At 65.4% G+C, this 25,302-nt stretch carries 29 protein-coding genes; 18 read left to right on the top strand and 11 right to left on the bottom strand.

What is annotated here, in order from left to right:
- Positions 1-24 precede the first annotated feature (24 nt).
- Positions 25-249, top strand: coding sequence for a CDGSH iron-sulfur domain-containing protein (locus ACE11G_RS08295; protein ID WP_375004026.1), 225 nt, complete (start codon positions 25-27; stop codon positions 247-249).
- Positions 250-271: 22 nt separating this feature from the next.
- Here ACE11G_RS08295 and ACE11G_RS08300 read toward each other — a convergent pair whose 3' ends face one another.
- The gene (locus ACE11G_RS08300) at positions 272-2,068 is read right to left on the bottom strand and encodes an acyl-CoA dehydrogenase (protein ID WP_375004027.1); all 1,797 of its coding nucleotides are present in this window, start codon (positions 2,066-2,068) and stop codon (positions 272-274) included.
- 158 nt (positions 2,069-2,226) lie between these two features.
- Here ACE11G_RS08300 and ACE11G_RS08305 point away from each other — a divergent pair, with 158 nt between their 5' ends.
- On the top strand, positions 2,227-2,844 hold the full coding sequence (locus ACE11G_RS08305) for a TetR/AcrR family transcriptional regulator (protein WP_222111429.1): 618 nt from the start codon (positions 2,227-2,229) through the stop codon (positions 2,842-2,844).
- Between the two features lie 13 nt (positions 2,845-2,857).
- Here the strand turns inward: ACE11G_RS08305 and ACE11G_RS08310 are convergent, their stop codons facing one another.
- The 3 genes from ACE11G_RS08310 to speB all read right to left on the bottom strand — a co-directional run bounded on the left by ACE11G_RS08310 (position 2,858) and on the right by speB (position 5,203).
- Complete coding sequence (locus ACE11G_RS08310) at positions 2,858-3,310, bottom strand: MarR family winged helix-turn-helix transcriptional regulator (RefSeq protein ID WP_006895027.1); 453 nt, start codon at positions 3,308-3,310, stop codon at positions 2,858-2,860.
- A 51-nt stretch (positions 3,311-3,361) separates the two neighbouring features.
- The gene (locus tag ACE11G_RS08315; protein ID WP_199502569.1) at positions 3,362-4,120 is read right to left on the bottom strand and encodes a sulfite exporter TauE/SafE family protein; all 759 of its coding nucleotides are present in this window, start codon (positions 4,118-4,120) and stop codon (positions 3,362-3,364) included.
- An 87-nt stretch (positions 4,121-4,207) separates the two neighbouring features.
- Positions 4,208-5,203 carry an agmatinase gene (gene speB, locus ACE11G_RS08320; protein ID WP_006895025.1) on the bottom strand — a complete coding sequence of 332 codons (996 nt, stop codon included), beginning with the start codon at positions 5,201-5,203 and terminating at the stop codon, positions 4,208-4,210.
- A gap of 179 nt (positions 5,204-5,382) precedes the next feature.
- Here speB and ACE11G_RS08325 point away from each other — a divergent pair, with 179 nt between their 5' ends.
- From ACE11G_RS08325 to ACE11G_RS08345, 5 genes are all read left to right on the top strand, one after another.
- Entirely contained in the window at positions 5,383-5,883 is a 501-nt protein-coding gene (locus ACE11G_RS08325) for a hypothetical protein (RefSeq protein ID WP_006895024.1), read from the top strand.
- Between the two features lie 65 nt (positions 5,884-5,948).
- Entirely contained in the window at positions 5,949-6,833 is an 885-nt protein-coding gene (locus ACE11G_RS08330) for a nitrilase-related carbon-nitrogen hydrolase (protein ID WP_006895023.1), read from the top strand.
- Complete coding sequence (locus tag ACE11G_RS08335; RefSeq protein WP_006895022.1) at positions 6,830-8,533, top strand: NAD(P)/FAD-dependent oxidoreductase; 1,704 nt, start codon at positions 6,830-6,832, stop codon at positions 8,531-8,533. The genes ACE11G_RS08330 and ACE11G_RS08335 overlap by 4 nt, the downstream gene beginning before the upstream one ends.
- 37 nt (positions 8,534-8,570) lie before the next feature.
- Complete coding sequence (locus ACE11G_RS08340) at positions 8,571-9,401, top strand: class I SAM-dependent methyltransferase (RefSeq protein WP_006895021.1); 831 nt, start codon at positions 8,571-8,573, stop codon at positions 9,399-9,401.
- A gap of 320 nt (positions 9,402-9,721) precedes the next feature.
- The gene (locus ACE11G_RS08345) at positions 9,722-10,186 is read left to right on the top strand and encodes a universal stress protein (protein WP_006895020.1); all 465 of its coding nucleotides are present in this window, start codon (positions 9,722-9,724) and stop codon (positions 10,184-10,186) included.
- Here the strand turns inward: ACE11G_RS08345 and ACE11G_RS08350 are convergent.
- A complete protein-coding gene (locus ACE11G_RS08350) occupies positions 10,153-11,025 on the bottom strand; it encodes a helix-turn-helix transcriptional regulator (RefSeq protein WP_006895019.1) in 873 nt (290 codons plus the stop codon). The genes ACE11G_RS08345 and ACE11G_RS08350 overlap by 34 nt on opposite strands.
- A gap of 131 nt (positions 11,026-11,156) precedes the next feature.
- On the opposite strand from ACE11G_RS08350, the gene ACE11G_RS08355 reads away from it, so the two are divergent.
- Together ACE11G_RS08355 and ACE11G_RS08360 are read left to right on the top strand one after the other, a co-directional pair.
- Positions 11,157-12,092 (top strand): SDR family oxidoreductase, encoded by a 936-nt coding sequence (locus ACE11G_RS08355; protein WP_006895018.1) that lies wholly within the window; start codon positions 11,157-11,159, stop codon positions 12,090-12,092.
- Positions 12,093-12,657: 565 nt separating this feature from the next.
- A complete protein-coding gene (locus tag ACE11G_RS08360; protein ID WP_039866843.1) occupies positions 12,658-13,023 on the top strand; it encodes a hypothetical protein in 366 nt (121 codons plus the stop codon).
- Between the two features lie 589 nt (positions 13,024-13,612).
- On the opposite strand, the gene ACE11G_RS08365 is transcribed toward ACE11G_RS08360, so the two are convergent.
- Positions 13,613-13,909 carry a helix-turn-helix transcriptional regulator gene (locus tag ACE11G_RS08365; RefSeq protein WP_006895015.1) on the bottom strand — a complete coding sequence of 99 codons (297 nt, stop codon included), beginning with the start codon at positions 13,907-13,909 and terminating at the stop codon, positions 13,613-13,615.
- The gene (locus ACE11G_RS08370) at positions 13,906-14,259 is read right to left on the bottom strand and encodes a type II toxin-antitoxin system RelE/ParE family toxin (protein ID WP_006895014.1); all 354 of its coding nucleotides are present in this window, start codon (positions 14,257-14,259) and stop codon (positions 13,906-13,908) included. The genes ACE11G_RS08365 and ACE11G_RS08370 overlap by 4 nt, the downstream gene beginning before the upstream one ends.
- A gap of 815 nt (positions 14,260-15,074) precedes the next feature.
- Between ACE11G_RS08370 and ACE11G_RS08375 the strand changes: the two genes are divergently transcribed.
- The 3 genes from ACE11G_RS08375 (at position 15,075) to ACE11G_RS08385 (ending at position 18,020) form a co-directional block, all read left to right on the top strand.
- Positions 15,075-16,181: a tyrosine-type recombinase/integrase gene (locus tag ACE11G_RS08375; RefSeq protein WP_375004115.1), complete on the top strand. Its 1,107-nt coding sequence runs from the start codon at positions 15,075-15,077 to the stop codon at positions 16,179-16,181.
- Complete coding sequence (locus tag ACE11G_RS08380) at positions 16,178-16,510, top strand: helix-turn-helix transcriptional regulator (RefSeq protein WP_005203177.1); 333 nt, start codon at positions 16,178-16,180, stop codon at positions 16,508-16,510. The genes ACE11G_RS08375 and ACE11G_RS08380 overlap by 4 nt, the downstream gene beginning before the upstream one ends.
- A 382-nt stretch (positions 16,511-16,892) precedes the next feature.
- Positions 16,893-18,020 carry a hypothetical protein gene (locus ACE11G_RS08385; protein ID WP_040517705.1) on the top strand — a complete coding sequence of 376 codons (1,128 nt, stop codon included), beginning with the start codon at positions 16,893-16,895 and terminating at the stop codon, positions 18,018-18,020.
- A 48-nt stretch (positions 18,021-18,068) separates the two neighbouring features.
- On the opposite strand, the gene lspA is transcribed toward ACE11G_RS08385, so the two are convergent.
- From lspA to ACE11G_RS08400, 3 genes are read right to left on the bottom strand one after another with little or no spacing between them, the layout of a single operon-like run.
- The gene (gene lspA, locus ACE11G_RS08390) at positions 18,069-18,599 is read right to left on the bottom strand and encodes a signal peptidase II (protein ID WP_040517706.1); all 531 of its coding nucleotides are present in this window, start codon (positions 18,597-18,599) and stop codon (positions 18,069-18,071) included.
- Positions 18,596-20,596 (bottom strand): cation-translocating P-type ATPase, encoded by a 2,001-nt coding sequence (locus tag ACE11G_RS08395; RefSeq protein ID WP_040517713.1) that lies wholly within the window; start codon positions 20,594-20,596, stop codon positions 18,596-18,598. The genes lspA and ACE11G_RS08395 overlap by 4 nt, the downstream gene beginning before the upstream one ends.
- Positions 20,593-21,015: a helix-turn-helix transcriptional regulator gene (locus ACE11G_RS08400; RefSeq protein WP_039855988.1), complete on the bottom strand. Its 423-nt coding sequence runs from the start codon at positions 21,013-21,015 to the stop codon at positions 20,593-20,595. Before ACE11G_RS08400 ends, ACE11G_RS08395 begins: the two co-directional genes overlap by 4 nt.
- A gap of 74 nt (positions 21,016-21,089) precedes the next feature.
- Between ACE11G_RS08400 and ACE11G_RS08405 the strand changes: the two genes are divergently transcribed.
- On the top strand, positions 21,090-21,692 hold the full coding sequence (locus ACE11G_RS08405) for a class I SAM-dependent methyltransferase (protein WP_009678412.1): 603 nt from the start codon (positions 21,090-21,092) through the stop codon (positions 21,690-21,692).
- Between the two features lie 337 nt (positions 21,693-22,029).
- On the top strand, positions 22,030-22,344 hold the full coding sequence (locus tag ACE11G_RS08410; RefSeq protein ID WP_008376388.1) for a hypothetical protein: 315 nt from the start codon (positions 22,030-22,032) through the stop codon (positions 22,342-22,344).
- On the opposite strand, the gene ACE11G_RS08415 is transcribed toward ACE11G_RS08410, so the two are convergent.
- On the bottom strand, positions 22,341-22,694 hold the full coding sequence (locus ACE11G_RS08415; RefSeq protein ID WP_005206748.1) for an Rv2640c family ArsR-like transcriptional regulator: 354 nt from the start codon (positions 22,692-22,694) through the stop codon (positions 22,341-22,343). The two genes, ACE11G_RS08410 and ACE11G_RS08415, sit on opposite strands and share 4 nt — an antisense overlap.
- 95 nt (positions 22,695-22,789) lie before the next feature.
- Between ACE11G_RS08415 and ACE11G_RS08420 the strand changes: the two genes are divergently transcribed.
- The 4 genes from ACE11G_RS08420 (at position 22,790) to ACE11G_RS08435 (ending at position 25,297) form a co-directional block, all read left to right on the top strand.
- Positions 22,790-23,245 (top strand): ArsI/CadI family heavy metal resistance metalloenzyme, encoded by a 456-nt coding sequence (locus ACE11G_RS08420; protein ID WP_005206749.1) that lies wholly within the window; start codon positions 22,790-22,792, stop codon positions 23,243-23,245.
- Between the two features lie 125 nt (positions 23,246-23,370).
- Positions 23,371-23,745 (top strand): metalloregulator ArsR/SmtB family transcription factor, encoded by a 375-nt coding sequence (locus ACE11G_RS08425; RefSeq protein WP_085941944.1) that lies wholly within the window; start codon positions 23,371-23,373, stop codon positions 23,743-23,745.
- Positions 23,742-24,857: an ACR3 family arsenite efflux transporter gene (gene arsB, locus ACE11G_RS08430; RefSeq protein WP_005206751.1), complete on the top strand. Its 1,116-nt coding sequence runs from the start codon at positions 23,742-23,744 to the stop codon at positions 24,855-24,857. The genes ACE11G_RS08425 and arsB overlap by 4 nt, the downstream gene beginning before the upstream one ends.
- Positions 24,857-25,297, top strand: coding sequence for a low molecular weight phosphatase family protein (locus tag ACE11G_RS08435; RefSeq protein ID WP_005206752.1), 441 nt, complete (start codon positions 24,857-24,859; stop codon positions 25,295-25,297). The genes arsB and ACE11G_RS08435 overlap by 1 nt, the downstream gene beginning before the upstream one ends.
- Positions 25,298-25,302: the final 5 nt, after the last annotated feature.

Below are 25,302 nucleotides of genomic sequence, written 5' to 3' on the forward strand. Positions count from 1 at the left end.
CACGTTCCCAGGAATTGAGGACAAATGACCTCCAACGATCAGGGCGGCGACCATCGGGACGATGACGTCACCGTCATTCCATGTCCTTCAGGGCCGCTATTGGTACGCGGGGCGATTTCGGTGATCAAGCCCGATGGTACCGCCTATTCGCCCCGCCGGCGCACGGTCGCATTCTGCCGATGCGGCCGGTCTACCATCGCCCCGATGTGCGACGGCTCGCACAAAGTGCGGACCCGCCCCGGACGGTGACCGAGGCGACGGACGGACCGATTCAGAACCAGTTCGGTTCCATGACCGCGGTGGTGTCGTCGAGAGACGCGAGCAGGGCCGTCCACGGTCCGGTCTGCGGGAGTTCGTGGGCGAAGAAGTAGCGCGTGGCCATCCTCTTGCCGTCGTAGAAGTCGCCGGACCGGTCTTCGCACGCGAGATACTGGTCGAGCCAGAGCCAGGCGACCACCACGTGACCGAAGGCCTCCAGGTACACCGAGGAGTTCGCCAGTGCCGTAGCGGGATCACCGTCCGCCCACAGGGTCCCCGTCACTTCGACCACCCGCCGCCAGGCGTCGTCGAGACCGTCGGCGAACGCCGACGCGGTGCCGCCGCGACCGCGGGCGGCGTCGATGGTCGTGCAGATACGCGCGCCGAGCAGGCTCAGCCCCCTGCCGCCCCGCATGATCACTTTGCGGCCGAGCAGGTCGAGCCCCTGAACGCCGTGCGTGCCTTCGTGGATCGGATTGAGGCGGTTGTCGCGGTAGTGCTGTTCGACGTCGTAGTCGCGGGTGTAGCCGTAACCGCCGTGCACCTGGATCGCCAGATCGTTGGCCTTCAGACACCACTGCGACGGCCAGCTCTTGGCTATCGGTGTCAGGACGTCGAGCAGCAACTCCAGGTCGGCTGCGGTCTCCGCGTCGGCGGCGGTGTCCAAGTCGTCGACGAGTTTCGCGCAGTACAGGCCCAGTGCCAGACCGCCTTCGACGTAGGCCTTCTGTGCCAGCAGCATGCGCCGGACGTCCGGGTGCTCGATGATCGGGACCGGCGGCGCGGCCGGATCTTTGGCGCCGATCGGGCGGCCCTGGGTGCGCCCGGCCGCGTAGTCGACGGCCTTGAGATATCCCACGTACCCGAGTGCGGTCGCCAGGAAGCCGACGCCGATCCGCGCCTCGTTCATCATGTGGAACATGTACGAGAGCCCGCGGTACTCCTCACCGACGAGATAGCCGACCGCGCCGGCCTCGCCGCCCGGTCGATGGGTGCCGTCACCGAGGGCCAACGCCGTGTTGACGGTGCCGCGATTGCCCATCTTGTGGTTCAGGCCGGTGAGCGTGACATCGTTGCGCTCGCCGCGGCCGCCGTCGTCGCCGGGCAGGTACTTCGGCACGATGAACAGCGAGATGCTGTGCACACCGGGCTTGCCGCCCGGCGTCTTGGCCAACACCAGGTGGACGATGTTCTCCGACAGTTCGTGATCGCCTCCAGAGATCCACATCTTCGATCCGACGACCCGGTAGGTGCCGTCCGGCCTGCGTTCGGCGCGGGTGGTGATGTCGGCCAGCGAGGATCCGGCCTGGGGTTCGGACAGGCACATGGTGCCGAACCATCGTCCTTCGAGCATGGGCCGGACGAAGGTGTCGATCTGTTGAGGCGTGCCGTACTCGGCCAGAAGTGCCGCGTTGGCCGCGGTGAGCAGCGCGTACGACGAGGTTCCGGCGTTGGCGGCCTGCAGCCAGGCCATCGAGGCCCGCGCGAGGGTGGTCGGCAACTGCATGCCGCCGACCTCGTGGTCGAACGGTCCGGCGATCAGCCCGGATTCGGCATACGCCGCCAGTGCGCGCTGGACGTCCGGGATCATCTCGACCGTGCCGTCCGGACGCATCGTCGGCTCGGAGGCGTCGGCGAGCCGGTTGTGGGGGATGAAGTACTTGTCGGCGAGGTCGGCCGTGAGGTCGAGGACGCCGTCGAAAGTCTCTCGGGAATGATCGGCGAACCGTTCGCGGGAGGTCAGGGATTCGACGTCGAGCCACTCGTAGAGTAGGAAGTCGAGGTCGCGGCGAGAGAGAGCGTGCGTCATGGGAGGGTTCCGATCGGTCGGGGGCCGGGCGACGTACGACTCGGGGCCCTGTCACTCCGGCCGGCGTCATGTACTATGCAAACGCATAGAAACTATGCATATGCATATTTCAGGACTGTGTGCGCCGTGTCAATCCCGACCGGAGACAGGAGAGTTCGATGACCGCCACCGCACCCGGTCCGGCCGACGGCGTACCGGGTTCGAAAGCCGCCGCACGGATCCGGCGGGCGGCCTGCGAGGTGTTCGCGGCGAAGGGCTACGGCCTGGCCACCACCCGTGAGATCGCTGCGAGTCTCGGCATGAGTCCCGGCGCGGTGTATCCCCACTACAAGACCAAGGAGTCGCTGCTCTTCGCGATAGCGATGGAAGGCCATCGGGCGGTTCTGGACGCGCTGCTCGCCGCGGACGATCCGGCGCGGTCGCCGACCGAACGGCTCCGGGCCGCCATCGCGTCGTTCGTGAGGTGGCATGCGGAGAACCGGGCGATCGCTCGCGTCATCCAGTACGAACTGCGGGCGCTGACCGACGATCACTTCGAACTGATCGCCGGTCTGCGACGCGCGACCACGAGAGTGTTCACCGAGATCGCCGAAGCCGGCGCCGCCTCGGGCGAGTTCTCCTTCGGTGACGTCTCGACCGTGACACTCGCCCTGACGTCCCTCGGGATCGACGTGAGCCGATGGTTTCCCGTCAGGAATCACGCCGACGCGGACGATCTCGCCGACGACTACGCGGAGGTCGCGCTACGGATCGTGGGTGCCCGGGCGGCACGGTAGTCGCGGGTGAGGCTCAGCTCAATCGGTCGCGAATCTTCTGGAAACTCGTCGCCAGGACGTTCAACTCGGCGGGACTGAGCACGTCGATCATCGTCTCGCGGACTTCGTCGACGTGCGCCGGTGCGGCGTCGACCAGCTTGGCCAGACCCGCGGGGGTCAGATGCGCCCAGGCTCCGCGGCGGTCGTCGACGCACGGGATTCGCTCCACCCACCCCTTGTCGACCAGGCGGTTCATCGCTCGGGTGACGGTGCTTCGCGACGTGGCGACAGCGTCTGCGACACCGCTCATCCGCAGTTGGCGGCCGGGCGCTTCGGAGAGGGCGACGAGCAGTGAGAAGTCGGTCAGCGACAGCTGTGCGTCCCGGACGAGCTGATGGTCGAGCGTATTCATCAACAGCCGGGTCGCGTCGAGGTAGGCGCGCCATGCCGCCTGTTCCTCGTCGGAGAGCCATCGTGGAGAGTTCATACGTCGACCTTACCGAATTAGTTGATTATGCAATTACTGGCCCTGTCGGCATCAGGCGGTCAGTGCCAGGTAGGGCGCGAGGGCGAGGAGGGCCGCCGTCAGGGCCATCTTCAGCACGCGCGTCGGCAGGGCCTGCGCGACGCGCCATCCCACCAGCACTCCCGCGAGTTCGGGAACGCCGATCAGGGCCGCGAGCGGCCAATCGATCGCCCCTTGCGCCGCGTATCCGACCGACCCGACGACCGCGATGACGATCGACTGGACCTGGGCGGCCGCGAGCGACTCCAGCACTCGGACGCCGCAGGCGATCAGCAGCGGCACGGTGAGCATCGGACCGCCGATCCCGACGATGCCGCTGAACACCGCGACGGTGAACCCGAGCAGTGCCACCACGGCGACGTGCGGATGGCGGTCGCTCGCGGCGTCGGCCCCGAGATACTCGCGCACCCAGATCGACACCGCGGCCACAGCCACCAGGACGGCTAGAACGATACCGAATACCCGTTGGGACACAAGGGAATTGACCCACACTCCGATCGGCGTGCCGATCAGCGCGGTACCGCCGAGCGCGAGTGCGGTGCGACGCGTCGCGGGTCTGCGGAGCTCGCCCGAACGCCGGTAGGCCGCCGTGCCCGCCACACCCGTCGCCACGTGTGTGACGATGGCGGTCCCCGCGACGGTCGGTGCCGCCAGACCGGTGAGCGCGAAGAGCCCGATGGTCGGGAGTACTCCGCCCGGTCCGAGCGCCGTGATCCCCACTCCGCCGACGAATCCGATGACTGCGAGCGCGATCAGGACGGGGACAGCCATTCCGGACAGAGTCAACACCTCGAGGAAGAGATCGGGCTTCGGACCACCGACAGGGTAGTGCCCGTCGAGTGGACCCGAGCGCCGGGGTCACGCGCCGCGTGCGGCCATCACGGCGAGCAGTTCGTACACGATGTGCGCGGCGGCGATTCCGGTGATCTCGGCGTGGTCGTAGGCCGGCGCGACCTCCACGACGTCGGCACCGAGCACGTCCAGACCGGCGAGCGAACGCAGGGTGGACAGCAGTTCCCGCGAGGTGAGTCCACCCGCTTCGGGCGTTCCGGTGCCCGGCGCGTGCGCGGGATCGAGGACGTCGATGTCCACGGAGACGTACACCGGACCCGCGCCGATGCGGTCGAGCAGGAGACCGGACACTGCGGCGACGCCGCCGGCTTCGTACTCGTCGGCGGCGATCACCCGGAATCCGAGCCGTGCGTCCTCGTCGAGATCTCGTGGCGAGTACAGCGGGCCGCGGGTCCCGATGTGCACGGAGCGGTCCACATCGATCAGGCCCTCCTCGCTCGCGCGGCGGAACGGTGTGCCGTGCGTGTAGGCCTCGCCGAAGTAGGTGTCCCACGTGTCCAGATGAGCGTCGAAGTGCACCACCGCCACGGGGCCGACGTCGCGCGCCACCGCCCGCAGAATCGGGAGCGCGACGGTGTGGTCGCCGCCGAGAGTGATCACCCGCAGGTCTTGCGCGCGCAGTTCCGACACCGCGGCGTCGAGCTCGGTGAGCGCTGAGGCGATGTCGAACGGATTCAGCGTGGCGTCGCCGGCGTCCACCACCTGCAGCGTGTCGAAGGGCGATACGCCCAGTCCCGGGTGGAACGGCCGGAGCAGCTTCGAGGAGGCACGGATGTGCGCCGGCCCGAACCGCGCGCCCGGCCGGTACGACGTCCCCGCGTCGAAGGGCGCTCCGAGAATCGCGATGCCGTCGCGTCTGGCCTCCGGCGGCACCTGATCGAGTCGGGGGAGTCTGGCGAAGGTCGTCGGTCCGGCGAATCTCGGAATCACCGTCGAATCCACCGGACCGATCGGCTCTCCGGCCTCCGAGTGCTCCGGACGCGAACTCGCTGAATCCGACATCGCGTCCACCTCCCGTCGCGACTGTCCAGTCCTGATCGTCCAGCCCTGATTGTCCTCTGTGTGCTCGGCATCGCGACCCGATCACCGGAAGCGCCGCGTCCCGCCTCCCGATTCTGGTGAGATGGAAGGTGGCCTCGTCCACAGAGAGATCGCCGTCGAACAGCAGCGAGGAGCCACCAGTGAACGACACGTCCAGCACCGCACCCACCGTCACCGACCGACTGCGCCGACTGCCGTTGCGGCTCGCGACCGGCGCCTTCATCCTCAACTCGGGAATCGGGAAGCTCTCCCTCGACGACGAAGCAGCCGCCGGTCTCCAAGGCATGGCGGCCAACGCGTTCCCGGCGGTCCGGCAGGTGCGGCCGGGACTGTTCGGCAAAGCGCTCGCCGTCGCTGAGATCGGCGTCGGATCGGCGCTGCTGGCGCCGTGGGTGCCGACCGCGGTGGCGGGCGCGGCGCTCACCGCGTTCAGTTCCGGCTTGCTGACGATGTACGTGCGGACGCCCGGGATGCACGAGGACGGGTCGCTGCGACCGACACAGCAGGGGATACCGGTCGCGAAGGATTCGTGGATGCTGGGTATCGGCACCAGTCTGCTCATCGACGCGGCGCTGTCGGGCGGGATGCGCACTCGCCGTACGTGCTGCCGGACCGCGGAGCCCGCGGACTCCGCCGAGTAGCCCCGCCACGGCGGCGGCCGGTTCACCACCTGTCCTCATTCACGCGGCGGCGGGGGAGGCGCACGATGCGAGCTGCACTGTTTCAGGGTCCGGCGTCGACCGGCTTGCCGGCCGCGTCGTCGGAGGTCGCCGCGGTGGCCGTCGCCGCGCAGGAGGCCGGCGCGAGCATCCTCGTCTGTTCCGAGCTGACGCTCACCGGATACCGGAGTCCCCTGGCGCCCGAGCCGCGGCCCGAGGGAACCGGGCGCGGACCGATCGGCCGGCTGATGACCGAAACCGCTCACGCATGCGACCTGGCGATCGCCTACGGGTACGCCGAGCGCGGACGCGGCGGCGAGGTGTTCGACTCGGCGGCGGTGGTGGGTCGCGACGGCACCCTGCGCGCGCACTACCGAAAGACGCACCTGTACCGGCCCGCTGTCGGGACGCCGGCCGGCTCCGCGCCCGACGACACTCCGTTCACCGCGGGCGATCGGCTGGTGGAGCAGTTCGCCTTCGGCGGGCTGACCTGCGGAATCCTCGTCTGCTACGACGTCGAGTTCCCGGAGGCCGCGCGTGCGCACGCCCTCGCGGGTACCGACTGGCTTCTGGTGCCGACAGCGCTCGCGCAGCCCGACGATCACGTGGCCACCACGCTCGTTCCGGCGCGGGCGATCGAGAATCAGATGTTCCTCACCTACGTGAACCGGGTGGGCGCGGTCTCGGATGCCGAGGGTGCCGGTGCGGCCGTCCGGTACTGCGGTCGGTCGTGCGCGATCGCACCGGACGGCGTCGAGCTGGCCCGTGCCGGCGAGGGCGCCGAACTGCTGCTGGTGGATCTGGAGCCGGAGCGTCTGGAGCGTTCGCGCCGCCATAATCACTACCTGCGCGATCGTCGCGCCGACCTGTACGGGGCGAGCGATCCGCGTCGGCGTCCCGATCCGCACGACGCCGGGAGGCGATCGCGGTGAGCATCCCGGTCGCACCGGAGGGCGGAACCCCGCTGTCGATGATCGGACCCGACTTCCCCTTCCCGTACGACCTCTTCCGTGCGCACCCCGCCGGGATCGGTGCGGTTCCCGCAGAAGCCCTCGGGACGCAGGTCGCCGTGATCGGCGGCGGGCTGTCGGGCGTCATCGTGGCGCGTGAGCTCACTCGGATGGGCCTGCGGCCGGTGCTGTACGAGCCCGACCGGATCGGCGGCCGTATGCGGTCGGCGTCGTTCGACGGTCATCCCGGAGCGGTCGCTGAGCTGGGCGCCATGCGGTTTCCACCGTCCTCCACCGCGCTGTTCGGCTATTTCGACGAAGCAGGCGTGGGCACTGTGCCGTTCCCGAATCCGTTGGCGCCGTCTACGCCGGACACGGTCATCGACCTCAAGGGCGTCACCGTTCACGGGCGATCGCTGGACGATCTGCCGCCGGTGTTCGGCCGTGTCGCCCGCGGCTGGGAGGCCGCACTCGAGGCGGGCGCCGGCCTCGGTGCGCTGCGATCGGCGATCCGGGCACGGGACGCCGCGGCCGTGGCGGCGCTGTGGCACCCGCTCGTGGAGCGCTACGACGACACCACCTTCTACCGTTTCCTCGTCGACTCCGCACAACTGCGGTCGTTCGCGGACCGAGAGTTGTTCGGTCAAGTGGGTTTCGGTACCGGCGGGTGGGACACCGACTTCTCCAATTCGATCCTCGAGGTGCTGCGGGTGGTCGCGACGGCGGCCGACGAGGACCATCGGGGCGTGGTCGGCGGGGCGCAGCAGGTGCCCGTCCGGTTGTGGTCGGCGGCGGTTCCCGGTGCCGCGCACTGGCCGGCGGGCACGTCGCCGGCGTCGTTGAACGGCGGTCGCCCGCGCCCGGCCGCGGTCGAGATGCGGCGCACGCATCCCCACCGGATCACCGTCACCGATGCCGGCGGCGGCATCGCCGACTATCCGGCGGTGGTGTACACGGCGCCACTGTGGCTGCTTCTGAGCACCGTCAAATGCGACGAGTCACTGTTCGCCGCCGAGCATTGGAGTGCCATCGAGCGGACTCACTACATGGGTTCCAGCAAAGTGTTCGTGCTGGTGGACCGGCCCTTCTGGCGTGAGCTGGATACGTCGACCGGGTATCCGCGGATGAGCATGACGCTCACCGATCGCATGCCCCGAGGCGTGTACCTGTTCGACGGTCCGCTCGCCGGGAGCGGGGAGCCGGAGTCCTCCGACGGTCCCGCGGTGATCTGCCTGTCGTACACGTGGGCCGACGACTCGCTGAAGCTGATCCCGCTCGACGCCTCCGAGCGGATGGATCTCATGCTCGACTCGTTGTCGTCGATCTATCCCGATCTCGACATCCGCAGTCATGTGATCGCGCCACCGCTCACGATCTCCTGGGAGGTGGAGCGGAACTTCATGGGTGCGTTCCGCGCGAATCTGCCCGGTCACTACCGTTATCAGGAACGGCTGTTCACGCACTTCGTCCAGGAGGGGTTCGCGCCCGGTCATCGCGGTGTCTTCCTCGCCGGCGACGACGTCGCGTGGACGGCGGGATGGGCGGAGGGCGCGGTGCAGACCGCGCTCAACGCCGTGTGGGGCGTGATGCACCACCTCGGTGGGCGGTGTGATCGTCGCAATCCCGGGCCGGGGGACAGGTTCGCCGAGTTGGCACCGATCCGCCTGCCCGATGTCACGTGACCGCGTGGCCACGCGATCGGCAGACCGGAGGAACATGATGAAGGAACCGAGTAGAACCGCACTCGCGACCGCATACGCCCGCGCCTATCACCAGGTGGCCGACAGCCCGCGGATCCTCGACGATCCCTTCGCCGTGCGTCTGATCGGAAGCTCTGGCGAGGCACTGAGCCGCGCGGCCGAGGACGGGCGACTGCCCGTCGCGGCCACCGATCGGCGGCGACGATTGTTCTTCGCGGCCCGCGCCCGATTCGCGGAGGACCGGGTCGCGGCCGCGGCAGCCCGGGGTGTCGGTCAAGTTGTCGTGCTGGGGGCGGGACTCGACACCTTCGGGTACCGCAATACGAATCCCGGCCTGCACGTCTTCGAGGTCGATCACCCGGCCACCCAGGAATGGAAGCGGGAGCGGCTCGCTGAAGCGGAGATCGACGTGCCGGCGACGACGACGCTCGTTCCGGTCGACTTCGAAACCGACGATCTCGCGGAGTCGCTGGCGTCGGCCGGGTTCCGGCGAGACGCGGCGGCGGTGTTCGTCTGGCTCGGCGTGGTCTACTACCTGACACCGGAGGCCGCGCGATCGACGCTGGAGTACGTCGCCGGCCAGACACCGTCGACGGAAGTCATTCTCGACTATCTCGAGCCGGCGACCGACGACGCACAACGCGCACGGATGCAGGCACGGGCGGAGCGGGTGGCCGCCGTGGGCGAGCCGTGGTTCAACTTCTACGACCGTGACGACCTCGGCGCGCTGCTGCGCGATCTGCGTTTCCACGACGTGGAGGATCTGTCCGCCGCCGAGCTGATCGGGACCTACACGGGCCGGACGACCGAGGCGACGAGCCCGAGTCGGATCCTCTGGGCTCGCGGGTGACAGGTACGGCGACGCACTACGCCGTCAGTGGTTTCGTACGATCGCCGGCCCGTCGACGGGTTCCCTCCATGCGCCGTGTCGCTTCGCTCCCTTGGCTTACTCGAAGTGCCTGGGTTCAGGACGATCCGTTCCCTTCGTAGAAATCGAGGTTGTCGCGGTCGTCCGACGAGCGGAGACGTCGAGGACCCGCTGGATCCAGATCAGCGGGGTAGAATGGTGGTAGCGGCAATGGATCCTGCCGAGGCGACGCCCAGAGCGTCCGCCTGAACCGCCGACCCGGCTGATGGACCCTGGGACTCCACCGAGGAGGGGAGCGACAGGTGAACATTGTCATTGGCTACGACGCCCACGCGAACAGCAAAGCGGCCGTCGTATTCGGGGCGCGGCTGGCGCGTGCTCTGCATTCGCAGATCCGCGTCGTCCATGTAGTGGATTTCGGCGACCTGCCGTTCGATCCCGACGAGCCCGACTACGAGGTCGAAACCGATCAGCACCTCGAGGAGCACCGGCGGGTGGTCGCCGAACTCCTGGGTCGTGACGCCGACGACTGGACTTACACGACCGCACGCGGAGAGACCGCCCAGGTTCTCACCAGTGAGGCGCAGTCGTGCGGGGCGACGATGATCGTCGTCGGACGCCCTCATCACGGACTCGGAGCGATGCTCGACCACAGTCTGAGCGGGGCGGTGTTCAAGGGGCTGACGAATCGCGGCAACTGCCCGGTCCTCATCGTTCCCGAGGGATGGGAGTCTCAGCCCGTGCCGGGTGAGGGACTGGCGGCTTGAGGGACGCGATCGTGCCGGCCGATGACGGCCAGCAGGGCCAGTTTGTCGTAGCTTTCGCTGCCCGGCGATGCGGTGTAGACGAGAAGTGAGTGTGTCTGAACGGGATCGTGGAGAATCTGGCAATTGAGTTCGAGCAATCCGACTTCCGGATGCAGGAGGCGTTTCACCTCGTGCGGTGCGACGCCGACTTCGTGACGCTCCCAGAGCCTGCGGAACTCCTCGCAGCGGGCCCGGAGTTCGTCGGAGACCTGTGCGGCTCGTGACTCCGGTCCCCGAACCGCCACCACGCCGCGCAGGTTGGAGACGTACATCCGCGAGTAGAAGTCGTGGTCGTCGGGAGGATAGAGCTCCCGGGACACCGGCTCGGTGAACCATCGGTATGCTGCGCTGCGTGAGAGACCGGTACGTCCACTGAGGTCTCCGACGAGTGCCGCGCTCAGCGGAGTCTGCCGCAGCGTCTCACCGAGTTCTCCGACGATCTCCGCCGGCGTGTCGGCCAGGCGATCGAAGATTCGCAGCATCCCGGGACTGATGTGATCGGTGGAAGAGCCCCGCGGCGGCGGTTGATGTCCGGCGAGCCGGAACAGGTGATCGCGCTCCGCCCGGGTGAGATGCAGGCCCAGCGCGATCGACGCGGTCATCTGCTCCGACGGCTGCGGGCCCTGCGCGCGCTCGAGCCGTGAGTAGTAGTCGGCCGACATGTGGCACAGAACGGCAACTTCCTCGCGCCGGAGGCCCGCGGTGCGCCGGCGACGTCCGCGCGGCAGGCCGACGTCCTCGGGCGCGAGGGCTTCCCGGCGCGTGCGCAGGAACTCGCCGAGTGCGTCGCGATCGGTCATGTGTTTCATTGTGGCGCGGACGTGCCGTGGTTATCCACGGATCGTCATGCCGTGGATAACGGGCTTCCCGCCGGCCAGACTCGAATCAGAGGGTGTTGGCCTCACTCGGCGGTTGAATAGGAGTCATCGGCATGGATCGCGAACGTTACGACATCGCTATCGGTGATCTCTCGGGGCGACGAGCCGTCGTCACCGGGGCGAGTGACGGAATGGGCCTCGGAATCGCCACTGAATTGGCGGGCGCGGGCGCCGAAGTGATCATGCCGGTCCGCAACCCGCGAAAAGGTGCGGCCGCCTTAGCGACGATTCGATCCCGTGTACCGGCGGCGGCTGTGTCTCTGCGGGAGCTCGAACTGTCATCGCTCGACTCCGTCGCGGCGCTCGGCGCGGCCTTGATGGAGGAGGGCGAGCCGATTCATGTGCTGATCAACAATGCGGGAGTCATGACGCCGCCGTCTCGGCAAGTGACCGCCGACGGCAACGAACTGCAATTCGGAACAAATCATCTGGGCCACTTCGCACTCGTCGGACGTCTGCTGCCGCTGCTGCGCGCGGGGTCCGCCCGCGTGACGACGCAGTCGAGCGTCGCAGCTCGCAGGGGCACCATCAACTGGGCCGATCTGAACTGGGAGCGTGGGTACGACGGAATGCGTGCCTACCGTCAGTCGAAGATCGCGTGTGCGCTGTTCGGCCTCGAACTCGATAGACGTAGTTCCGCGGCGTCATGGGGTATCACGAGCAACGTGTCGCATCCCGGTGTCGCTCCCACTGCCTTGCTCGCGGCCAGACCGGAACTCGGACGCCGGCGGGATACGCGTTCGGTGCGCATGATTCGCTGGCTCTCGGCGCACAGCCTGATCGTCGGCACTGTGGAGAGCGCCAAGCTTCCGGCGCTTATGGCGGCGACCGCACCCGACGCGGTCGGCGGCCGCTTGTACGGTCCTCAGTGGCCCGGCCGACTCGGCGGTCCGCCGGGCCGACAGAATCTGTGGAAGACGTTGCGCACCGACGACGCGGCACGACTCTGGACCGTGTCCCAAGAGATGACGGGCGTCAGGTTCGAATGACGCGGCGTTGGCACCGAGACCGTTCCGGCCGTCGCCGCAGACGAGCCCGACAGAACCGAGGGTCGGAGTTAAGGTGCTGTGATGACACCATCGTGGCCCGAACTCGTCGGACGGAACATCGGGGCTGCGATGGTGCCAGTCGCCGGGCGCATGACGAGTACGACACCGAACGACACCGACGTCCTCGATTTCTGGTCCGGTGGAGCCGGACGTTGGCGTGTGGAGCGAGACGGCGAGGTCCAGTACATCAGCGATGGCCGCCGCACGTTCTACCGTGACAGCAACGGCGCGGCAGTGGAACTCAGCGGCCGCGGTATCCGAATGCCGTGGCTGACGACTCACATAAGCCCGATCGACCTCGTGGGGCAATTCGGAGTCCTCCACCAGATGACGCGAGACGTCATCGCACTCACCACGCCGGTGCCCGTCCGCTGCGATGGGCGGCCGGCGTGGTCGACCCTGCTAGGCCGACCCGGTGCCACGGAGCGAGAGCGGCTCACGATCACGATCGACGACCGGTCGGGTTTGATTGTCGGACTGTCCTCGGGGCGAGGCTTCGCTCACCGTGACGAGCCTGTCGAGCGGTCCGGTGGACGATGGCGCATTCGCCTGGCCGTGGCCGGGCAATCCGCACGTGGAGGAAGTGATCTCCGACAGACAGCGGACGATCGATCGTTCGGCGATCCTGGAAGCGATCACGTTGGCTCTCGACCGCCGTACGGAGGTACTCGCCGCCATCGCATCGTCAACAGTGGTCGACGATGCACGGACGGCCGTCGCGGGGCTGCTGGGAACCGACGAGGTCGGAACTGACGCGGTACTGGCGATGCAGTTGCGTAAATTTACCCGGTTCGAGCGAGAAAAGATCAGAGACGAGGCGGAAAACCTCCGCGCCCTCCTCGACAACGCGAATGATGCAACCAATGGCTAGATGCCCGGAAAACGTGAAGCCCTACGACGCCCGGACCGAGCTCACGCTCTACAGAGATGAGAACATTGCCGTCTGGATGGACTCAGTGTACGTCTACCTCGACTCGTTCGAGTTCTCGGTCTCAGTGCGCAAGCGAAGGTGGCATCCGCCAACGTCGACTCCCCAGTCCGGGCGATATCCGCGTGTGGTTCGCCTGACCGTTCTATGGGAATACAAGAGCGATCATTCGTTCTCGACGGAAATCTAATTGTAGAAGATTCGAAGCACGCCATCGAGTTGTGGCCTTCCGAAGGTGCGTCTCCCGACCTCAAGTCGCGAGCCGTGAATTACCCGGTAGAGATCGAACCTGCGAGTTGGTTCGGGACCCGAGTACCAGCGGGGCCAACTATCGCCGCAACCACCATCGGCGACTTCCTGGTCGGCGAGGATGGAGGCTGGGTTCGAGCTGAACTGCACGCGGCGAGCACTTTACGGAGTCGATCGTGGCGACGACACCCGTCCGACTGGCATAGACCGCAAGTGCGAGAGGGATGATCCACCAAGCGGCCCCAGGCGGCGAGCACTTGCTGATGCATGACCGGGGGCGAGGTCAGGCGGCGTCGATGCTGACGGTGAGGCGGGCGCCGCAGGCGCGGGCGAGGCGCTCGAGAAAGTTGACGGTGGGAGTGCGGGAACCGTTCTCGACGGCGGCGACGGAGCTTTGAGTGGTGCCCATCCGTTCTGCGAGCTGGGCTTGGGTGAGTCCGGCGTCGATTCGAGCCTGGTAGGCGATTCCTGCTAGCTCCATCACGACTCCGGCGGTTTCGTATGCCTGGTCGTAGACCTCACGCTCGGCGGCGGTGAGGTCGGCGAGCGCCGCCTGCTTGTACTCGGTGTAGTTGGTCATGATTTCCCTTCCTTCTCCTGATCCCGGCGGCGCAGCACACTGCGGGCTCGCTGGACTTCTTTGCGCTCGTTGTTGCGCTGCTTGCGGAACGTCGTCAACGTGATCACGCGGCGCTCAGGCTGGATGGTGTAGGCGATTCGCTGGTTGACTTGATCACAGCGAAACCGGAGTTCCCAGAGATTCTCGTCGAGCTTGCGACTGTGCGGCATTCGGAGCATGGCACCTTCGACGGCCAGGAGGTCGAGTGCCCGGAACGCCTGTGCCCGTCCCTTCACTGTGAGCCCGTCGAGCCAACTGCGCACCTCTTCACTCAGCTCAATCTGCCACGTCGATCCCCGCTCGATTCCCACCCTCCGAGTATACCGGGAGAGATATATAGCATCAACGGAATAATCAGCAACTGGCGTGCAAGCGTTCGGGGCGAGTTCGGTGTGTATCGGGTAGCCGCCTTCGCGGGTCAATGGCGGCGTGACCGGTCGTGTGGCCTCAGCGATGCACCTTGGCAAGAACGAACCGGACGGTCCACGACGCTGCGAAGTGGTGCTCGCATCGTGGTGGAGGCGGGAGTATTGCAGCGTGTATTGCCCTCGCGCGACCCAATCCTGAGACCTACGAGCGGTCGGGTCACGAGGACGGCGCAGCGGCCCAGGTGCGGCGGCCCGCGCGTCTGGTCATCGTCACAGTGACGATAAACTATGGGACCGCGAACCATGCTTTGGCCAACTGCTTTGATCGAACTGGCCAACTAGGATTGCCGAAAGCTGAGGTTTCCAACAAGCAGACCCAGCTCAATCGGTTAAGTACTTCTCAACAATTGCCAGTTGTGTGCAAAACGCGCTGAACTGTCGTCGACTGGCGAGTTGCATATATGGACATGGAACCCGAGCCGATAAGATACATTATGTCAAGTTGAACCCTGCGTACTGCAACAGATGAATCACTGCGGCTCCCCCATGCCCGGGCGCTTCGTTCATTCTATGGCGTCGGGACCAGCGGATACGTACCGGTTAGGCCAGCCGCCTTCCGGCGAGACCCCATGAGTCGCGTGGGCAGTTGCCCGGTCTTGATCGATTTCGTTGTCGTTTTGACCTGCGGGTATTGACCTGCCGTCTCATTGGATGCATCATTGAATCATCAGATGAAACCGTTTCTGGTGGAGGTTCCGATGCGAATCGATGAGGTTGGCCGAGTACATCTGGTTGAATCTGTGCCGCTTCTGCGGCCGGAGGAGCGTGTCGTCGAGCTGATGCTCGACGGGTGGCGGAACCAGCAGCTGTCCAGGAACTTGCAGTTCTCGACAATCGATCGGCGAGTGCGCTGCGTGCAGAGGTTCATCGAGCATTCGAACGAGGAGCCGTGGAACTGGACACCGGCGATGGTTGAGGAGTTTTCCGCCGATCTTCGGTCGGTTCGTCATGTGATGCACTCGACGTTGCGCGGCTACCACGGCACACTGCGGGCATTCTGTTCCTACATCAGCAACCCTGACTACGGGTGGGACCGCGTCTGTGAGCAGCTGTTCGACGCGTACCCGGCCCAGGTTTTTTCCGCCTGGAACACCGCGAGCCACGTCCAGGAGTACGACGGGCGGGCGAGCAAGCGCCCTTACACCAAGGACGAGCTTCAAGCCTTGTTCGAGTACGCCGACGATGAGGTAGCTCGGATCGGTACGACCAGCAGGAAGGGCTGGCAGGCGGCCTACCGGGACGCCGCGATGATGAAGGTCGCCTACGCCTACGGCTTGCGGTTTAACGAGCTCACGCACCTGCAATTGGTGGACTTCGCCCGCAATCCCCACGCTCGCGAGTTCGGGAAGTTCGGCGTGTGCAAGGTCCGGTACGGGAAGGCGTTCCACGGGTCACCTCCGAAACCCCGTTCGGTGTTGACGGTGTGGCGGTGGACGCCTCCGATCATCGAGGACTGGATCGCCAACGGCCGAGGTGATCCCGACAGTCTTGATCTGTTCTCCAGCGAACGAGGTGGGCTGGTGGTGGGGTCGACTCTTCTTCGTCGTGTACGCCGCTACTGTGTTGATCTGGGTATCCCCGACGGCGTCGATCTGCATTCGTTTCGGCGGTCGTACGCCACGCATTTACTCGAGGATGGCTGGGATCCCAGGTTCGTGCAGGACCAGATGGGGCACGAACACGCCTCGACGACGGGAATCTATCAGTTCACATCTGACGAATTTCGTCGGTCGACATTGAGATCGGTGTTGGACCGGACCGTGAGAGAAGCGTTGGACAGCACGACGAAGGGAACTGCCGAATGAAACGCAAGGTCGATTACACGTGGCGGCTGGCGGAGTTGATGGCTGCGCGCGGAATGAACACGACCACGGACTTGATCCCCTTGCTCGCAGAACGGGACATCTCGTTGTCCCGTCCCCAGGTGTATCGGCTGGTCAACCAGCGACCTGAGCGGGTGTCGCTGCAGTTGATGTCGGCGTTGTGTGACATCTTCGGGTGCGGCCCCGACGCGCTTCTCACAGTCACCGCCGTCAATGCTCGCGAGCACCACCGAGCAGCCAATGCCGGCCCGAACGTCATGCGGCTGGACCGCGCTGTGCGTCCGCGGCGCGCGAACATCCTCGACGAGTAGCACCACGCAATGAGGTGAAGACAGGATGGAACCTGACGGCCTAGTCCCCTATCGGCCAGTACGCGGCCGACCGCGACAGGCGAGTGGAGCGTGGGTCTGCGACCGGTGCGGCAGATCGACCACCCGGACGCAGGCACACTGGCCCGAAGGCCGAATCTGCTTCACCTGCTGGTTCACCGCGATCCACACTCACGGAACATGCCCGGTATGCGGCGTCGAACGACTTCTACCTGGACCACCCCTGCCCGACGGCACCCCGGTGTGCGGGCCGTGCGCAGGTATCGTCGACGACTTTCGATGCAGCCGCTGCGGCGAGGAGTCCGGTCACCACCGCGGGACGATATGCGCTCGCTGCGCCGTCCGGGACGACCTACACGAGATCATGGGCGGGCCGCCGTCCGACCCAATCCTCAGCGGCCTCGTCGACGCGCTATGCGTCGCTAAGCGACCCGAGTCGACGATGATCTGGAAGCGGTCACCGAAAGTCCAGGAACTGCTCAAGGGGCTAGGAACCGGCGCCATCGCCGCCACGCACGAAGGCTTAGACACCCTACCCAGTCGGGCAGCAGAACATCTGCGGACATTGATGGAATACCACGGCCTACTGCCTCCCCGAGACCGGTGGCTGCCACGCTTCGAACAATGGATCGATGACAAGCTGATCGACCTGCCGACCGAGGTCGCCCGGCCCGCTCGCCACTTCGCGACGTGGCACCATCTGCGGCGGATTCGCGCAATCGCCGATGCCGGCGGCGATACCCAGCCATCGGTGCGATCGGCCAAACAAGAGATCACCGAGACCGTCAAGTTCCTGAGCTGGCTGAGGTCCACCTACGGACGCACGATCGAGACCTGCACGCAACACGACGTCGACCAGTGGATCGCAACAGGTCCGACAACGCGATACACGATCCGAACGTTCCTGGTCATCTGCAAACAAGACAGACTCAATACCGCCGTGCAGCTCGGCCACCGGGCTCCGAAGACGACACCATCCTTGACTCAAGCCCAGCGGATCGCCTGGATCAGCGAACTGCTCACTGGTGACAGTGAGACTCTCCCTTACAGAGTCGCTGGGGTCCTGATTCTGCTGTATGCGCAGCCGCTGAAAAGCATTGTCCGACTGCAGACATCATCGATCATCGACGGCAATCCGATGGCGATCACTTTCGGCAAGCACCCCGTCGACGTGCCCAAACCGTTCGCTCAACTCGTCCGCGACGTGCTCGCCCATCGCACGAATCTACGCACCAGTGGACACGGCAATCCCTGGTTGTTTCCCGGCACGCATGCCGGAGATCATCTCCATCCCGACACGATCATGCATCGCCTGCGCCTGATCGGCATGAGCAACCTCGGTGCCCGCAACAGCGCACTCGACGACCTCGTGCTCGAGTGCCCTCCGTCCGTCGTCGCCGACGCATTGGGCTACAGCCATCAGGTTGCGTTCCTTCACGCTGAACGCTCCGGCGAAACGTGGGCTCGGTATGCCGGTCGACGACTGCGGTGACGTCGGCCGGACCATCACGGTCCGGAGACAGCACAACATCGCACCAGCTCACTGGTCCTCAGCCGGTACCTGCCCCTCGTTCTGCGATGGTGATTCGTGTGGGTCGACAATGATGCACACGACGAGGGTGAGGGCGCCTAGGACGATGAACGTGTCGGCGAGATTGAACGTGGGCCACCAGCCGGTGTGTAGGTAGTCTGTGACTTTTCCGTCCGGTATGCGGTCGATGATGTTAGCGATCGCTCCGCCCAGGACGGCGGCAATCGCGACGCGCCAGAGCAGTCCGTGGGAGTCTGCGGTACGCCAACCGAGGACCGCGACTCCACACGTGACCGCGGCGGGAATGACCAGCAGTACCCACCCCGGAGCGGTGGCGGCAAAGGAGAAGGCCGCGCCCGAATTGAACGCTAACTGCAGGTCCACCGGCCCGGCCTCTATTCGGGTGCCGTCAAGTGCATCGACTGCCCATGCCTTGGCGGCCACGTCAACGATGACGAAGGTCAGGGCCAGCAGCAGCATCCCCAGGCGGCGGGCATATCCCGACCTACCGCCTGACACCGCCGGACCAGACGGGGTCATCGGTTCGCCCCGACTGCTACCGATGCTCCAGCGGTATCGGCCATCGTCAGGCGGTTCTTGACCCGCCCAGCACGGACGCCGTTGGCGATGACGACGATCTCACCGAGTTCGTGGACAGCGACCACCGCGGCCAACCCGAGCAACCCGAACAGTGCGAGCGGGATGAGAACGGCGATCAGACCAAGGGACAGCCCCACATTTTGCAGCATGATGGTCCGCGCCTGACGAGCATGATCGAGCGCTTGAGGCAGCACCCGCAGGTCCTCGCCCATCAGTGCCACGTCCGCGGTTTCAATCGCGACATCAGAACCCATCGCGCCCATGGCGATTCCCAAGTCAGCTGTGGCCAGTGCGGGAGCATCGTTGACCCCGTCACCGACCATTGCGATGAATCCGTCGCCGCGCAGCGTGGACACGATTCGTGCCTTGTCTTCTGGACGCAGATCCGCATGGACATCGTCGATCCCGGCGATCTGTGCAAGAGCAGTCGCCGTCGCGGCATTGTCACCGGTGAGCATCACCACGGCATTTCCAGAATCGTGCATGTGCGTGATGACCTCCCGTGCTTCGGGGCGAAGCTCATCACGTACCGCGACGACTCCGAGGAGACGTTGGTCTTCCTCGACGAGAACCGCGGTTGCACCATCAGCTTGAAAGGCCGCGACCCGGTCGGCCAGAGCACCCGCATCGATCCAACCCGGCCGCCCAAGCCGAGCGGGGCGACCCTCGACCAGACCGGTCAGACCCGCTCCTGGCACCGCCTGTACATCAGTCGCAGCCCTACTCACCCCACCGTCAGCTGCAAGGATCGCACGAGCCAGAGGATGTTCACTGTGAGCTTCCAGCGCCGCGGCAACCGCGAGCACTCGCGCCTGCTCAATCGAATGCCCAACGTCGCCGGTCACACCGGGTTCTCCCGCGACCTCGTTCGCCTGACCGCCAACAGCAACACCGACAACAACCGGCTTGTTCGCGGTGAGCGTTCCCGTCTTGTCAACAGCCACGATCCGGACCCGGCCGAGAGACTCCAACGCCGCACCACCTTTGACCAGCACACCAATCTTGCTGGCGGCGCCGATAGCAGCAACCACTGTCACCGGAACCGAGATTGCCAGCGCACAGGGTGAGGCTGCCACCAGCACCACAAGAGCTCGTTCCACCCACGTCGCCGGGTCGCCAAACACTGCGCCGATACCCGCGATCACAGCGGCCATGAGCATGATTGCCGGAACCAGCGGCTTAGCAATCCGGTCAGCTAACCGCTGCGCATCGCCTTTTCGAGACTGCTCCGCCTCGACAATCTGCACAATCTTCGCCAGCGAATTGTTCTCCGCAGTAGCGCTGACATCAACGGCCAACACACCAGTGCCGTTGATCGATCCCGCGAACACGACGTCCCCAGGATTCGCTTCAATCGGCACCGATTCGCCAGTAATCGCCGATACATCCAGCGACGATCGCCCCTCGCTTATGCGCCCATCAGTGGCGATACGCTCACCCGGCTTGATCAGGATCTGATCCCCGACACGAAGAACTGACGGCGACACCGCTGTCGGGACGCCCGCCCTCAACACCATCGCCGAATCTGGGACCAGATCCAACAACGCCCGCAGGCCCCGACGAGTACGACCAACGGCGTACTCCTCAAGGCCCTCGCTAATCGAGAACAACACCGCGAGCATCGCCGCTTCCCCGACCTCACCGAGAATCACCGCACCCACCGCAGCGATCGTCATCAGCGTTCCAACGCCGATCTTCCCCGATGCCAGCCGCCGCAGTGTCGACGGGACAAACGTCGCCGCGCCTACTAGCAGAGCACCCCACTCCAGGGTCGTACTGATCGTCCTCGGACCATCTGCCCAGCCAGTGAGATAGGCGGCCACCAACAACAATCCGGCAACCGCAGCTGCCTGAAGTTCTCGGACGTTCCACCAATGTCCAGGCGCCTGCTCATCCTCCCCGATCTCGTCGTGCCCACATCCACATGCATCACTCATCGTCGATCACCCCCCACACCGCGGATCTCCTCAACGACCGCGCCGGCAGTGGCCTCACCATCGCAGGCACTGTCCAACCCATAGTTGGGACACAGCACTACGGCACTGCCCGTCGCAGCAAGCACCGTCTCAGCCGCCGCCAGCAGGTCGAGAAGCTCCGGCCGCGCCAGACGGTAGAACACCTGCCTGCCCTCTGGCCGACCCACCACCAATCCGCAGTCCCGCAGGCACGCAACATGCGCGGACACTGTCGACTGAGCAAGACCCAACTCAGCCATCAGATCAGCCACTCGAGCCTCACCACTGCGGGCCAATCGAGCCGCGATCGCTAGCCGGGTCCCGTCAGACAAACTCCGAAACAACGCGACCGCAGGATCGAGCTCCGTCCCCACCATCACCGAACATCTATTCATCGTCATACGACGATGATAGCGTCCAGGCACGGTGGAATCGAAGCTCCCACCTCACCCGCACCCCGAAGGAGCAATCCGCGATGCCGTCGATGTCACAAGTCGAAGCACTGTTCTGCCGAAGCGCACCATGGGAGACCGCGACCAGTCGGTGGGTGCTCCCTTGGGCTCTACAAGGAGTCCAGCCCAACGGCGCCCTCCTCGAGATTGGCGGCGGCGGTGGCGCTATGGCGGCCCATATTCTGGCGGCAAGCCCAGAACCGCAGACGACAACCATTACCGTCACCGACTTCGACCCCCGAATGGTCACAGCCGCTCAAGACCGCCTCCGCGCCTTCGGTGACCGCGCGCACACCCGGGTTGCAGACGCAACTGCTTTACCATTCGCCGACGGCCAGTTCGACATGGTCGTCTCGTTCATCATGCTCCACCACGTCGTCGACTGGGAGCAAGCACTAGCCGAAGCAGTCCGAGTGCTCAAACCAGGAGGAGTCCTGGTCGGCTACGACCTCCTCAGTACCCCACCGGCCCGCATTCTCCACCGACTCGAAGGCGCACCGCACCGCTTCATCAAACCCGGCCAACTACTCCCCGAACTCAAGAAGTTGCCGCTCACAGAAACATCTGTTCAAGAAAACGTACTATTAGCCAAGTTCCGCGCAACTCGGACACCCCGACCCAGATAGAGGCAGCCCCATAACATCCCGGCCGACCATAGATTCGCTACCGATGACTACGCTCCGTTAGCACGAACGCCAACTGCTCGACAGTCGGCACTCCAGCAAGACCCGAGTCAGTGAGGTAGACGCGACACGCAAGATCATTAACCCCAGCGGCACCTTCGAACGCATCACGTCCATCAACAAGAATCGTCGGAGATCCAGCGAACGACGCCGCCTCCACCTCCGACGAAATCAGCCTGAAACGAAGGTCGATTCCAACATTCAACGCCGCCGCAGCATCCTCAACTCGACCCGCAGCTTCCCTCCAATGTGGGCATCCATCGACATACAGGACCTCAACTTGCATAGCTCGAGTTTCCCCGACTCGCCCAGAAAAGAGAGATCCGAACTGCTGACACCCGCGAACTTCGGGTTTCCCGACTCCGTCGTCGTCCGGCTGCGTACGTGGCTCGACGCGTGGACGGCGAACTTCGCCGACGCACCGAGCGACGACCAGCACACGTGGCGTCGCGGATTCGACGTCGCCGGCTGGCTTCACGAAGGCGATACACTGGCCGACCTCATCGCCGAGTCGCTCCCCGACTACACCGTCGAACGCCAGTATCGGACTTACGCAGCTAACGCCGTGCGGCGCGATGCCGATCACCCCGGCTAACAGCAGGTGTCGAGCACTCCTCTCAGTGCTTCCAGCGAGTCCGGTTCGGCGCGATGCAGGACGTTCACGCCTCGACGCTCGGAGCTGACTAGGCCCGCCTTTTTGAGTTGACCGAGGTGGTGGCTCACCGTACCCGCCGAGAGTGCGAGCGCCTCGGCGAGATCACTGGTGCTGATCGCACCTGGTCGGGCGCCCATGAGGATGGAGACCAGCTGAATTCGCGCCGGATCGGCCAGCGCCTTGAGCCGGAGAGCCAGCTCTAGGGCCGCATCCGCTTCCATTGGACCTGCGGAGATCGGTGCACAGCAGATCGGAGCACTGATGTCGACCACAGGGAGCGTCTTGGGCATGACCCCAACCTACCCATCCGTTGACATATGTCAAACTCTGGTCTAGAACTTGAGTCGCAACACTTTTGATGTATGTCGAATCCTTGGAGGATCTCATGTCACGCGTGCAACTCGCCCTCAACGTCGACGATCTCGACCAGTCGATCGCCTTCTACACCAAGCTGTTCGGCGTCGGCCCGGCGAAGGTCAAGCCGGGCTACGCCAACTTCGCCGTCACTGAGCCCGCACTGAAGTTGGTGCTGCTGGAGAATCCCGGCCAGGGCGGCAGCATCAATCACCTCGGCGTTGAGGTCGATTCCAGTGAGAAGGTGCACGCCGAGATCGCCCGATTCACCGAAGAGAAGCTGTTCACCGAAGAGGAGATCGGAGCAACCTGCTGCTTTGCCACTCAGGACAAGGTGTGGGTCACTGCTCCCGACGCCGAGCGGTGGGAGGTCTACACCGTGTTGGCCGACGCTGAGACCTTCAACGGCGAACCGGTCGCCGCCGCGGCCCCCGTCGGCGAATCTACGTCCGCGGCATGCTGCACTCCCGCGGCGAACTGCTGCTGAACGCGACCTTCTCTTAGGGCTGCCAGGCTGGTCGCCACCCGATGCCGGGGTGGCGACCAGTCCCGTTTCGAACGTGGACTGCATGCACCCTTGCAACCAGTATCGATATCTGTCAATATCGATGTATGTCGAACTCGATTCCGTTGACCGATGTCACTGTGCGGTGCTCACCGTTGGTGCGTGAGCCCCTCTCGGAGCGGCAGTCGGTTGATCTTGCTGTGGTGTTCAAAGCACTCGCCGACCCGATCCGGTTGCGACTGTTCAGCTTGATCGCCAGCCACGAGGGCGGTGAGGCGTGCGTGTGTGACATCTCCCCGGCCGTCGACGTTTCGCAACCGACGATCTCCCATCACCTGAAGGTCCTCAAGAACGCCGGTTTGCTCGAGTCTGAGCGCCGCGCGTCGTGGGTGTACTACCGCGTTATCCCCGATGTTCTGTCCTCGCTCGCCGGGATCCTGCAGTCCGGCGAGCTCGCCAGCTCGATGGAGGTTCACTCGTGACCAGCCCCACCCCGACGGCCGGGCATCAGCCGGTCGTCGGCAAGCTCTCGACTCTGGACCGGTTCCTGCCGGTGTGGATCGGCGTCGCCATGGTCGCCGGTCTGCTGCTGGGCCGGATGATCCCCGGACTGAACACCGCGTTGGAGAAGATCCAGGTCGACGGCGTTTCACTGCCTATCGCCTTGGGCCTGTTGATAATGATGTACCCGGTCCTGGCCAAGGTGCGCTACGACCGCCTCGACACCGTCACCGGCGATCGCAAACTACTGCTGGGATCGCTGCTACTGAACTGGGTGCTCGGCCCAGCGCTCATGTTCGCCCTCGCCTGGATCTTCCTGCCCGACCTACCCGAGTACCGGACCGGCCTGATCATCGTCGGCCTCGCACGGTGCATCGCCATGGTCATCATCTGGAACGACCTCGCCTGCGGCGATCGTGAGGCAGCAGCCGTCCTCGTGGCGCTCAACTCGGTGTTCCAGGTGGTGATGTTCGCCGTCCTGGGCTGGTTCTACCTCTCAATCCTGCCGGGCTGGCTGGGCCTGGAACAGACGACCATCAGCACCTCTCCGTGGCAGATCGCCAAGTCGGTGCTGATCTTCCTCGGCATCCCGCTGCTCGCCGGATACCTGTCACGCCGGATCGGCGAGAAGACCAAGGGCCGCGACTGGTACGAAGCGAAGTTCCTGCCCAAGGTCGGGCCGTGGGCACTCTACGGACTGCTGTTCACGATCGTCATCCTCTTCGCCCTGCAGGGCGAACAGATCACCTCCCGTCCCTGGGACGTCGTCCGCATCGCCGTGCCACTGTTGGTCTACTTCGCAGTGATGTGGGGCGGCGGCTACCTCCTGGGTGCGGTTATGGGCCTGGGCTACGAACGCACCACCACGCTTGCGTTCACCGCGGCAGGCAACAACTTCGAACTCGCCATCGCCGTCGCGATCGCCACCTACGGCGCGACCTCCGGCCAAGCCCTCGCCGGCGTGGTCGGTCCGTTGATCGAGGTCCCTGTGCTGGTCGGCCTGGTCTATGTCTCCCTTGCCCTACGCAAACGCTTCCCCCTCACCCCGTCCTCTACCTCCGCTTCCGCGGACTCTTCTAGGAGCATGAACTGATGCCCGACGACCTGACGATCACCGAGAACGCGGCCACGCCGAGTGTGCTGTTCGTGTGTGTGAAGAACGGCGGCAAGTCTCAGATGGCCGCCGGCCTGATGGGCAAGGCGGTCGGCGAGGCCGTCGAGGTGCACTCGGCCGGAACCAAACCCGGCACCGCGGTCAACGGGCTGTCTGCCGAGAGCCTGGCCGAGGTCGGCATCGACATCACCGGCGAGACTCCCAAGCCCATCGATCCCGAGTTGCTCGCCCGCGTCGACCTGGTGGTCACTCTCGGCCGAGAAGCCGTGGTCGATGCCCCCGCCGGGGTCAGGTTGATCAACTGGGACACTGACGAACCGTCCGAGCGCGGAATCGACGGGATCGAACGGATGCGCCTGGTCCGCGACGACATCGCTGCCCGCGTCACCGCGCTGGCAGCCGAACTCACCGCGCGCTAACGCCG

Source organism: Gordonia sp. PS3 (genome assembly GCF_041950545.1).
Taxonomy (GTDB): domain Bacteria; phylum Actinomycetota; class Actinomycetes; order Mycobacteriales; family Mycobacteriaceae; genus Gordonia; species Gordonia sihwensis.